At 37.0% G+C, this 12,439-nt stretch carries 10 protein-coding genes; 2 read left to right on the top strand and 8 right to left on the bottom strand.

Annotation, left to right across the window (positions count from 1 at the left end; genetic code table 11):
• Positions 1–23: 23 nt before the first annotated feature.
• The 4 genes from ACWPVE_RS20715 to ACWPVE_RS20700 form a co-directional block, all read right to left on the bottom strand.
• On the bottom strand, positions 24–830 hold the full coding sequence (locus ACWPVE_RS20715; RefSeq protein WP_453996685.1) for an enoyl-CoA hydratase: 807 nt from the start codon (positions 828–830) through the stop codon (positions 24–26).
• Positions 831–880: 50 nt separating this feature from the next.
• On the bottom strand, positions 881–2,095 hold the full coding sequence (locus ACWPVE_RS20710; protein WP_453996683.1) for a CaiB/BaiF CoA transferase family protein: 1,215 nt from the start codon (positions 2,093–2,095) through the stop codon (positions 881–883).
• A gap of 215 nt (positions 2,096–2,310) precedes the next feature.
• Positions 2,311–3,588 carry an SLC13 family permease gene (locus ACWPVE_RS20705; protein ID WP_453996681.1) on the bottom strand — a complete coding sequence of 426 codons (1,278 nt, stop codon included), beginning with the start codon at positions 3,586–3,588 and terminating at the stop codon, positions 2,311–2,313.
• Between the two features lie 564 nt (positions 3,589–4,152).
• A complete protein-coding gene (locus ACWPVE_RS20700) occupies positions 4,153–4,797 on the bottom strand; it encodes a GntR family transcriptional regulator (RefSeq protein ID WP_453996679.1) in 645 nt (214 codons plus the stop codon).
• A 689-nt stretch (positions 4,798–5,486) separates the two neighbouring features.
• On the opposite strand from ACWPVE_RS20700, the gene ACWPVE_RS20695 reads away from it, so the two are divergent.
• Positions 5,487–6,686, top strand: coding sequence for an iron-containing alcohol dehydrogenase (locus tag ACWPVE_RS20695; protein ID WP_453996677.1), 1,200 nt, complete (start codon positions 5,487–5,489; stop codon positions 6,684–6,686).
• 20 nt (positions 6,687–6,706) lie between these two features.
• A complete protein-coding gene (locus tag ACWPVE_RS20690; protein WP_453996675.1) occupies positions 6,707–8,077 on the top strand; it encodes an aldehyde dehydrogenase in 1,371 nt (456 codons plus the stop codon).
• Positions 8,078–8,141: 64 nt separating this feature from the next.
• Here ACWPVE_RS20690 and ACWPVE_RS20685 read toward each other — a convergent pair whose 3' ends face one another.
• From ACWPVE_RS20685 to ACWPVE_RS20670, 4 genes are all read right to left on the bottom strand, one after another.
• Positions 8,142–8,963: a TPM domain-containing protein gene (locus ACWPVE_RS20685; RefSeq protein ID WP_453996673.1), complete on the bottom strand. Its 822-nt coding sequence runs from the start codon at positions 8,961–8,963 to the stop codon at positions 8,142–8,144.
• Positions 8,957–10,036 carry a hypothetical protein gene (locus ACWPVE_RS20680; RefSeq protein ID WP_453996671.1) on the bottom strand — a complete coding sequence of 360 codons (1,080 nt, stop codon included), beginning with the start codon at positions 10,034–10,036 and terminating at the stop codon, positions 8,957–8,959. The genes ACWPVE_RS20685 and ACWPVE_RS20680 overlap by 7 nt, the downstream gene beginning before the upstream one ends.
• A 35-nt stretch (positions 10,037–10,071) precedes the next feature.
• On the bottom strand, positions 10,072–11,355 hold the full coding sequence (locus ACWPVE_RS20675; protein WP_453996669.1) for an SPFH domain-containing protein: 1,284 nt from the start codon (positions 11,353–11,355) through the stop codon (positions 10,072–10,074).
• A gap of 207 nt (positions 11,356–11,562) precedes the next feature.
• Positions 11,563–12,378, bottom strand: coding sequence for an alpha/beta hydrolase (locus ACWPVE_RS20670; RefSeq protein WP_453996668.1), 816 nt, complete (start codon positions 12,376–12,378; stop codon positions 11,563–11,565).
• Positions 12,379–12,439 lie beyond the last annotated feature (61 nt).

Below are 12,439 nucleotides of genomic sequence, written 5' to 3'. Positions count from 1 at the left end.
CCTCCATTTTCTCCATTCGTATTTTACTCTCCAACCCATTCGGGAGAACGTTTTTCTAAATAAGCTGATACTCCTTCAGCAAAGTCCCGACTGCCGTACACCTTAGAAACGACATCATGAAATGCATTTTCTGGGATATTCATCCTTTTGTTTTTGTTTATTCTGATCATGGCTTCCTTTGTTGCATTAACAGTTAATGGAGCATTCTTCGTGATTTTAGTAGCCGTTTCTAACACTTTTTCAAAGAAGTTTTCTTGATCTAAAACAGCTGTTAACGCACCAACTTTGAAAAGTTCCTCAGCCGAAATAACCTGAGCAGTGTAAAGTAATTCCTTCGTTCGCATTTGCCCAATCTCTGTAACTAATCTTTGATAATTGTTAAAGCTCAAGCAATTACCAAGTGTCCTTGCCATTGGGGCTCCAAATTTTGCTTTTGGTGTGGCGTAACGTAAATCGCATGCTAGCGATAGAAGTAGCCCTCCTCCAACCGCATATCCATTTACAGCTGCGATCGTTGGTTTAGGAAAGAATGCCAACTGATCAACAATACTGTCAATTCTAGCCTCATAGTCTATTCCATCTTGACCAGAAAAGCCTTTAAATTGCCCAATGTCTGTACCTGCTGCAAATGCTTTTTCACCCTCTCCACGAATGACCAGTACACGAGTTTCGGTATCATTTGCAAGGTACTTTAAATGTCCTTCAAGTTGCTGATACATCTCCCAAGTGATCGCATTAAGTGCATTAGGACGAGATAGGGTTAATTGGGCAACAGCACCAAAACGTTCTAATTTGACGTTTCCGACATCAACTGCTTCATTTACTGACATAAATTTACCCCTCCTGTTTTAATTGAATGTAAGTAATTTGTTTTCTTTATTTATCGGGATGCTTGCTTTTGCATTTGTGAATCGACGACCCCTTGTTGGACTAATGCTTGGATTTCTTCATCGGAATAACCAAGCTGTTTTAAAACATCTTCAGTATGTTCTCCTAATAAAGGAGCAGGTGTTTTAATTTCAACCTTTGAATCTGAAAACTTCGTTGGAGATCCAATTACATTCATCTTTCCTAACAGTGGATGCTCCATTTCCACTACCATATCTCTTGCAAGGTAATGTTCATTGTTAAGTGCTTCTGCAAAGTTGTTAATTGGTCCTGATGGTACTCCTGCTTGTTCACACTTACTAATCCAGTAACTAGCATCCTTGGTAGTGGTGATTTCTTCTATTTCTCTTTCCAGCTCTTCAACATGTTCATGGCGAAGTGAGTTTGTTTTATATCTTTCATCATTTACCCATTCTGGTTTTTCAAGTACCTCAACAGCAAATTTTTCCCATGTCCTTTGGTTTGCGCACCCAATCATCATGTATGAATCTTTCGCTTTGATGGCCTGATATGGAGCAGATACTCGATGTCTCCATCCTGATGGCTCAGGAATGACCCCTTTTGCAAAATATGCAGCAGCTTCCCATGTAAACCAAGGCAGTCCTACTTCTGCAAGAGAAATGTCAACATGTTGCCCTTTTCCTGTTTTTAATTTGTGGATGTAAGCTGCTAATATGGCATATGCAGCTGTAATTCCAGCACCAATATCGTAAACAGCGACACCAGACTTTAATGGCCTTTCGCCTGGAAGTCCTGTCATGCTCATTAACCCTGTCATCCCTTGAGCAACTAAGTCAAACCCACCTTTATGAGAGTACGGGCCAGTTTGACCGAATCCTGAGATTGAACAATAGATAATCCCTTCATTTATCTGCTTCATAGAATCGTAGTCAATTCCTAGTGACTTAGTTACACCAGGTCGATAATTTTCCACAATAATATCTGCTTCCTTTGCTAACTCGTTAAAAATCCTTTTCCCTTCTTCAGTTTTTAAATTTAATGCTACACTTTTTTTATTTCTATTAATTTGGAAAAAGCAAGTTGATTCTCCATTTACATAAGGACCCATTTGTCTTGAGTCGTCACCGCCATTAACCTTTTCAATTTTAATGACTTCTGCACCTAGGTCGGCTAAAACCATTGTGCAATAAGGGCCAGCCATAATTTGAGATGCATCTAAAACCTTTACTCCTTTTAAAGCTGTCATTTCTTATCACTCCTATTAAAAAATAATGATATGAATCTAGGACTACCTTAGTTCACTCTAATGACTAATTTTGTGGTTCTGCTTAGTTATATAATCACTTATCAAAATCTTGTATATTGTATTTTGCATACTGTATACGGTATGTTTCGGTCTGAGTGAATATGTGAGTTTGTAGTAGTTAAAGAATGTCTAACTTGACATTGCCTATGCCCTTCTTATCCCCATGGTACACCAATTAGTACGAATAAGAGCCAAGCTAATCCTGGACCTAATACAACGATAAATCCAGCAACAGTTAACAGTTTTGTATAGTACTCTCTTTCACTCATCCCTTGAGCATTTGCAACAAGTAATGCTCCACTCGTTGAAAAAGGACTTAAATCGACTATACTAGAAGCAATCGATATTGCTGCAATGACTCCAACTGATGAAACCGCTGGGTCCTGAAGAATTGGTGCAGCAAGTGGGATAATCGCTGCTAAAAACCCTGTTGTTGATGCAAATGCAGAAATGATTCCTCCAACGTATGAAGCTGCTAATGATGCGATATATGGACTTTCTACTGATGCAATCAGATCAGTCATATAATCTAGGGCCCCAATACTCTTAAGTACACTCACATATGTCACAATACCAGAAATCATAAAAATGGCTGTCCATGGTAAAGTGCCAATTACTTTAGCATTCTGTTTTGGCGCCATCAATGTAAGTACAAAGCCGACTAAAAGTGCTGAAAAGCCCATGTCCATTTCTAATACAAGAGCCATTACAATAAGTGCCCCAATTCCTAATAACGTCATTGCTCGATACCAAGTTAATGTCACTTCTTCGCTAGCTACACCTTCTTCTAAAGTAGCAGCTGCATAGGCCTGTGATGCCATTTTGTTTTTTAGTAGACTGATTCCACCCATTGCCACATAAACAATAATGGCAGCTAATGTACTAAATAATGTTGTATTAATGAAAAGTAACACTGGCTCATGCGGTATCGCACTTGTTTCCATCACCCCTTTAACAATTAATCCAAAGAGGTTTAGTGGCGAGAAAGCACCAGCAGTTGAAGCGATAACAACTAATGAACCCATCATCACAGGATTTATGTTGTTCTTTGCAGCAATTCTTAATGCAATTGGAGCAATAATCATGACACAAGCAGTAGCCTGTGTACCAATCGATGCCAATAATAGAGTGATAGCAAACATGACCCATGGCATCATTCCGATATTCCCTCTTACTAGTTTCATTCCCCACTTTGTAATTAAATCGATAGTTCCATTATTCTGTACGATCCCAAAGAAGAAAGTAACCCCAGCAAGTAGAATGAATAAGTTCCCTGGATAACCAGCAAATATATCATTGATTTCCATACCTGCGATTATTGATCCGACTATAAAAGATGCGATAAAACCTAATAGTCCAATGTTGATCGGTAAGACCGAGCCTATTATGAACATGAGTAAAAGAATTAGGATTGAAATTAATTCAATGCTCATTATCATACCTCCTATGTACAAAATTAAAATTGCATAAGTACCTTGCGATTACGAACAACTACGTACTAAATCATTCATTGATGTAATGGAATTTCTAATTACTGGTTGCGCTTACAATTTGCGAGTGGTTAATAAAAAAGAATATACTCTCATGTATTTTATTTTCTTCTATTTTTCACCCCTATTCACTGTATACTGTATACAGTATTCGTAATTCAATATTAATTACGATTCATCATTAAGTCAACATAATTTTCAATCTATTTAGAATGTTTTATATTCAATGTGATCATCATACAAACCTTACAGATTTTCTACTATAATTTTTTGATTAAGACTTTATACCATGCCCCTTTTATATTTAGGTTGAATCGTGTAAATGATTTTTCAATACGTTTTTCTGGAAAAATAAAAAATGATCGTTTTTTTAAAAATCAACACTAAAAAATTTTTAATTTTGTTTAAAGAGACCTCACCTACCTCCTTCTAGGCATACAAGTAAAATAAAAAGACCTGAGTCTGGTTGGATACCAAACTCAGGTCATGAAAATAGATGAAACTTTTTTATTCCAATACGGATTGACCTCTTATATGGTCATTCTTAAGATGTTCCTCAATTACTTCTAAAGCTTTATTTACATCCCTAGACTTAATTGCATTAAAAATATTTACATGTTCATGATAAATCTCTTTATAATATTCTGGTTTTTTGTTAATGTTTGCTCTATTAATTAACAACAAAGATCGTACGTGGTTTAGCAGATACGCTAGTTGACGATTTGAACAACTTTCAATTAATAGTTCGTGAAATTGTGTGTTTAACTCAAGGATCTTGAAACTATCTCCGTCTTCAATTGCCTCTTTAGAATCGGCTAAGACATCAGACACTTTATTCAGTTGTGCCTCTTTAATTTCCTCAACAACCATGCGAATCACTTCTTTTTCTAACAGCACTCTACATTGAAAAAGTTGCAAGAAATCTGATTTGTCTAATTCGACAACTTTCATGCCTGATTGATCTTGGACAATTAATCCTTCCGTCTGCAATTGTCTTAATGCCTCTCTTAAAGGAGTTCGGCTAATATTATATTCCTCAGCAAGTTTTGACATGACAATCTTCTGTCCTGGTAAGATTTGCCCAGTTAAAATTAATTTTTTAAATTCTCTATATGCCTGTTGGTATAAAGGTTGGATAACATTTATCTTCAAATTTTTTTCCTCATTTCCCGTATATAATATAGCCCTATCTATTTTATAGAATATATAGATTTTTCAATTTATGCAACCTATAAGAACAAAGCCTTATTAAGGAATGAAATCGTAACATGATTCTTCTTTTAGAATAATTGTGTTCTTCCTATTATTCTTTCATATTACTAAAAAGCTAAATGCGAACTAAGGTTCCCTCTCCTTTAATCAAGCACGGATTACATCAAAAAACATACATAAAAACGAAATAGAACAATAAGTTTACCTCTCAAACTGAATCTAGGAAATAATATTACTATATTTTTATCTAAATTATCTTAGAAAAATATCTCCAGCTAACTCCTGATAGCTCATAGTAAAACATATTATTTAACGATAAAATGGTTGGGAGCCTATCGGTATATCCAAATAACAAAAAACTGAATGGATATTTAATCGTACTTTTGACATTTAGTCCCCTTCCCTCACGTCTGGTAATAAAATCAATTTACAATGACACTAGTGATAAATTTTGTTAATCTAGCTGTATATATGATGTGTCCTAAAACATGGAAATGGACTAAAAAGAATATAAATTTATAAGTTAGAGTTCCAGCTAGATGTGAAAATAGCAAACTTTAAGTCCCCTATTTTAGTTATGCCGAAATGCAAAGCATTGCCATTAATCCACTAAGAAATGAGGGAATAACATGTATAAATTGTATTGTAGAAGCTTTCAAACTGTAATGAAAATGGCTTCCTACATGTTGCCTTGGCGTGAACCTGAATTAGTAGAAGGAGAAAAAAGTGTTTTGAAACTGCCAACGTTGATCAAAAGTCAAGAAATTGATTGTGTCTTAATTGTCACGGATGAAGGAATTGTTTCTTTAGGTCTAATGGATGATTTCCTTACAGGCTTAGCTAGTGAAGAAATAAACTATGTGATTTATAATAAAACTGTGCCAAATCCCACGATTGCTAATATTGAAGAGGCTTTACAACTATATAAGGCAAACAATTGCAAAGGGATTGTTGCTTTTGGAGGAGGATCTCCAATTGATTGTGCCAAGAGTGTAGGGGCACGACTTGCAAGACCTAATAAGACGATTAAACAAATGAAAGGCGTGTTAAAGGTTTTGAAGAAGATGCCTCCATTGTTTGTTGTTCCAACAACAGCAGGAACAGGTAGTGAAGCTACACTGGCGGCAGTTGTTTCAGACAGCAAGACACATGAAAAGTATGCCATTATGGATACTTCACTTATTCCTCACTTTGCGGTCCTGGATCCGTTATTAACAGTAAAACTTCCTCCACATATCACATCCACAACAGGAATCGATGCACTTACACATGCAATTGAAGCGTATATTGGAAAAAGTAATACAAAAGAGACCAAACAATGGAGTGTTGAGGCTGTCAAATTGATATTTGATAATCTTTATGAGGCTTATAGAAATGGTGAAAACATGGCGGCACGTAGAAATATGCAGAAAGCTGCCTATTTAGCGGGTATGGCTTTTACACGTGCATATGTTGGCTATGTTCATGCAATTGCACATACTCTCGGTGGGAATTATGGTGTGCCACATGGCCTTGCGAATGCCATTATATTACCTTATGTGTTGGAGTATTATGGAGAGTCCGTATATACCCCATTGGCGGAATTGGCTGATATCGTGGGGATAAGTGAACAAACTGATTCAATTGAGCAAAAGGCAAAAAAGTTTATCCGTGCAATTAGAGAACTAAATGAACGAATGGAAATTCCTTCAGTGATAAACTGTATTATTGATCACGATATACCAGTTTTAGTAGAACGTGCATTAAAGGAAGCCAATCCACTCTATCCTGTCCCGAGGATTCTGTATAAACAGGATATGTTAAAACTTATTCAGATGATTAAGGCATAATTTGAAAGGAGGCAATGTTGTTGGAAAATTACAAGTCACTCGTAGATAAACAGAGGCAATTTTTCAGGAAAGAAAAGACTAAAGATATATCATTTCGGATCCATGCCCTTCAGGAATTAAGAAAAGCGATTATTGATCATGAACAAGCGTTATTAGATGCATTACGGAAAGATTTAAATAAGTCGGAATTTGAAGCCTACACATCTGAGATTGGTTTTGTCCTTGCAGAAATCCGTTTTACCATTAATCATTTGCGTTCATGGGTAAAACCAAAGAAAGTAAAAACACCTATGACTCACATTGGATCTACTAGTTACATCTATTCGGAGCCATATGGGACAGTCTTACTCATTGCACCATGGAATTATCCATTTCAACTTGCGATAGCCCCTTTAATTGGAGCCATAGCTGCAGGAAATTGTGCAGTCATTAAGCCATCAGAGTTGACACCCAATACTTCCGAGATTTTAGGAAAAATCATAACTGAACTTTTCCCCAAGGAGTATATCGCGGTTATTCAAGGAGGTGTTAAGACTAGCGAGGCCCTTCTAAAGGAGAAATTTGATTACATCTTTTTTACGGGGAGTGTGCAAGTTGGAAAAATTGTTATGGAGGCTGCTACGAAACATTTAACCCCGCTAACGTTAGAATTAGGTGGTAAAAGTCCTTGTATTGTACACGAAGATGCAAATAGTAAGTTAGCAGCAAAGCGTATTGCATGGGGGAAATTCACGAACGCTGGTCAAACGTGCATCGCACCTGATTACCTTTATGTACATAAGAACATAAAAGACAAATTCCTAAAGCAATTTAAAGAAACAATTACCGATCTATATGTGAAAGAGCCGTTGGACAATCCAAATTTCACCCATATCGTCAATGAAAGACATTTCAATCGGTTGAGTTCCTTTTTAGATAACGGTGATCTTTATATAGGTGGTAGGACGCAGAAAGAGGATTTAGCGATTGAGCCGACAGTCTTAACGAACATTACATGGGATGATCCCGTCATGCAAGATGAAATTTTCGGACCTATCCTTCCTGTACTTGAATATGAAGAACTATCAGATGTAGTGGAAGAAATCCATAAGCATCCCAAACCACTAGCATGCTATATTTTTTCCGAAAACAAATCCGTTCAACAAAACATGTTGAACAGTATTTCCTTTGGCGGTGGCTGTGTGAATGATACAGTCTATCACTTTGTCTCACCGTATTTACCATTTGGTGGTGTTGGAACAAGCGGATTTGGGGCTTATCATGGTAAAGGTAGCTTTGACACCTTTTCCCATAAAAAAAGTGTCCTTAAACAAACCACCTTATTTGATATACCATTTCGATATCCGAACGTAAAAAATGGCCTTAAAAAGATTAAGATGTTCTTAAAATAGAAAATGAAAAAATGTCCAAACAAGTTAACAAACATTGTTTGGACAAGTAATAAATTTAAAGGAGTTAAAATCCTCTTCCTCCACCGCCAGATCTTCCGCCTCCTCCGCCAGAAAAAGAAGAGCCTCCACCACCGCCACTTGAATTTCTTTGGATTTTCTGTCGAGTGACACGTGTGTTGTAATGTCGATCCATTTTTTTCGTTACTTTAAATGAGTTTGAATCTAAATACGTATGAGCGGTTGTGGACGAGCGCCCTCTGTTGTTCATGGCCATGACACCAACAGAAATGCCCCCAATTACAATGGCTATTCCAAGATATAGTAATAGTTCTTTAACAATTTCTCCTTGCGAAGGACTTGTGGAATAAGATCCATCTGACTGCGCATAGTTTCCTGATGAAGTTGAGCCTTCAGGAATTCCTGATGACATCACTTGTTCAAGATCAACTAAGAATGCCTTTGCACTTTCACCAAATGCCTCTTCTGTCAAATACGGGTATACATGGTCTAGAACCTCTTCTACGGTTGTGTCTGGAAAGTAATCAACGATTCGGTCTCTCGTAAAGATATAGACTTCACGATTATCCATGTCGATTAAATACAATATCCCGTCTTCTGTTTCTCCATAACCGAATCCGTTCTGATCATAAAAATCGCTAGCATATTGCCTTGCCGATTTTCCTTCACTATCATTCGTTGTGACAATACGTATATCCATTTGAAATTGTTCACTTAATCTATTTGCCTCATCTTGTAATTCTACCTTTTCGACATCTGAAAATAAATTCGCCTGGTCAAAAACAAATTCTGTATTCGCAATCACAGCTGTCGCAAAACCGAACAAAAGGAGGATAAATGATAGAAAGAGAATCTTTTTCTTTACCATATAAATAGCCCTCCTAATGAAAGAATCGCAAAGACACTTGCAGAAATCATACCAAACCACTTACTTGCCCTGTCAAAACTTATTGGTAGGTCCCCTGCAATTTTTCCAGTTTGCCCGTTCATGGCAAAGATATAGGTCTTGCCTTTAAATTGGTACGTGAACATCCATACAGGTAATAAAACGTATTTTGCTTTTACATTCGATAATTTTACGTTAGTATCTTGAACGGAAACCCAATTGTACCCATGAATGGTACCTTCAAGTAAGGTACCAACATTATTACGTAGGATGTTCGAAATTCGACCATATACATCGTTTTGGTTCATATCGTATTTTTCTGCAAAAAAACCTGATAAATAGGACATCGAAAAATCGGTTAGATCACGATAATCATAAGGTTCAAGGATGGACATTAGTTTATCATCCATCTTTTTAGAACCATCAGCAGGTACATCACGAAAGATGGCTTTCCCTTCACGCATTACCTTATAATATTTTGTTTCGGTATATCGTGTATCCCCAATTGTATAGCTGCGAACCCTTCTCGCTTCACCTTCAATCTTTCCAGTTGTGTTACTATCGAATAACCAAAATGGAACATAGATTCCAGATAGTTTTTCAAGCTGTGAATTTGATGTGAAGAATTTAGGAAGTAATGGCTTGCTCTTACACCATTTAACAAATGTCTCTTCTGCCTTTTTGCGATCAATTTTAAAGGGGATGACCATCTCAGGACGGTATTCTCCCTCTAACTGTCTCGGGATGATCGTTGGATTATGACAATAATAACAAAAGGTTGCGGCTGTGGTATCATCGGTGACGATTTCAGCTCCACAGCTGCTACATGTATAGCCTGTTGCCTTTTCATTAAATTCTTGATCTAGCTCTTTTGCATGATGGAGTGATTGTTCACTCGTTTCAGCTTCTTCCTCTGCCCTTTCACGGTCAATAAATTTCTTTACATCTTCTTCAGAAAATTCACTTAAACAATAATCACAGGTCCAGTTTTGTGTGTCCGCTTTGAATGCAAGCGGTCCCCCGCAATTTATACATTTATAAACTATTACCCCCAACCATTATCACCTCTTATTCTTTCGTACATGGTTGATTAATGTTCAAAACGTGTTCCACATTCTGGGCAGAATTTTGCCTGTTGATTAGATGGTTTAAACCCACAATTTTTACATGTTAATTCTTCAGGCTTTTTATTTCCACAATTTGAACAGAACTTTCCACTGTTTTCCTGACCACATTGACATTTCCAAGTTTCTTTTGCTACCTGTTTTGGTGAGCCACACTCTGAACAGAAGTTTCCAGAGTTTGTGTGGCCACACGAGCATTTCCATTGATTTGAGTTAGCAGGCTGCTGATTTTGTTGTGTTTGGGCTTGTTGCTGCATTTGCTTACGATTTGTTTCGGATGCCGCACCCATAAATCCACTCGTTCCTTGCATGCCCATACCCATACCTAGAAAGCCTTGCATCGAACCCGCTTCATTCGATCCAGCAGCTTCTAAGCCCCTAGCAATGGCACCTTGTACATACCCTTCACGTACAGATGGATCTTGTAACATGGCACCCTGGTTTCTCATGTTGATGAGTTTTTGTGATTCTGGATCATACGTAATACTGTTAATCCCGACCGATTCGATCTGCATACCTCTCATACGTGTCCAATCTTCATCGAGAACGTCAGCCATATATTTTGCAAGTTCCATTCCTCTTGACGTAACATGTGAGATACGAATTCCATCTGCCGACATTTTATTAATAGCCGTTTGCAAGGCATTCATATATTCAGATAAATATTGAAGATTAATGTCATTAATATCTACATTCGATTTATTACGAGGAATAGCTTCCATGTAAAATTTGATAGGGTCTACGATTTTAATGGAATATGTTCCATGCGCACGTAAAAATAGTTCCGCATTATAAAAATTATCAAAATAATTAATTGGATTACGAGTGCCAAACTTAATCCCTTTAATTTCTTGGAGATTGATAAAATACACTTTTTGTGAGGTGGATGGAACACCGCCAAACTTAAATCGATTAAACGTTTCATATAATGCTTCTTCAAACTGCCCATTAAATAAGGATGGTTGTGAAGAGTTGACAACTTGGTAATAGCCTTCTTCAGCTGTATAATCTACTATTTTTCCGCCATCAACTAAAATCATAAATTGATTTGGATGTACATGAATGATCGAACCATTTGAAATCGTCGAATCGGTTCCCTTAAAATTTTGATTTCGACGATCTTTTGCCCGAACTTTCACTCCAACTGACATAACGGTTGTATCACTCATCGCTTGTGGTTCAATGACCTCAAGCCATTGGTCTGCTAAATTCCCTTTTACTGCACCTACTGCTGCTTTAATAATTCCCATTCATAACGCCTCCTGCAAAATCTACTCCATTGTAACTATATGAAATAGATAACAAATTATATAAGTATGATACCAAATTAAAGAATCATTTGTTGTATGAACTAATATGTAATACGAATTAAATCGGGATTAGGTTTCATTTTCAGCTGATATCATTGGAACACGAATAAAAACTGACTGGAAAATCCCACTCAGTTTTTACACTCCTTATAATCCATTTACCCATCTACTTGCCATATCAATCCAATTTTCTACTGCTGGCTGAATATGATCATCTCTTCCCTTAAATTGAGATTCTCTTGTTCCAAGTGATAAGCCATGCACTCCTTCTGGAAAAATATGCAGCTCAAGCGGGATTTTATGTTTTAATAAGCTTTGCGCAAAAAGCATGCTGTTTTCAACAGGTACGGCCATATCAGATGCTGTGTGCCATAAAAAAGTGGGGGGTGTTTCATTTGAAACTTGATGTTCCAGTGATACAAATTGTCTAAGGGTTTCATCCTCAGACTGATTACCTAATAAAGCGCGGAAGCTACCATCGTGAGCATGCGGTCCAGATGAAATAACAGGATAACTTAAAATTAATCCATTAGGTTGGATTTGCTCTTTTGAATAGGGTAGTTGTTCCTTTATAAACTCCTTATCCCAAAACACACCTAAGCTGGCTGCTAAATGTCCTCCAGCTGAAAAACCCATCACAATGATCTTATTGGGATCCACATTCCAATTTTCAGCGTTCTCCCTTATCAATCCAATTGCGCGCGCAAGTTGACAAAGTGAATGAGGAAAAACAGCAGGTTCAACACTATACCGTAAAACACTTGCATGAAAACCTCTACTAAGCAATTGAATGGCGACAGGTTCTGCCTCACGGTCTGATGTATGTACATAGCCACCGCCAGGACATATAACAATCATTGGTCTTTTACGGTCAGGGTCAATACTAGGTGAATTATCAATGATGTATGTATAGAATTCAGCTTTTTCATTGTTATGAATAATTTCATATTTTTCATGTTTCATTGCACTACCACCTCTATTAAAGTCTATTTCTTCGGCATTTTATACGCATTGAACTTCTATT

It is taken from the genome of Bacillus nitroreducens (assembly GCF_964021195.1).
Note: the sequence above shows the minus strand (reverse complement) of the source record. Positions and strands in the feature narration are given on the sequence as shown.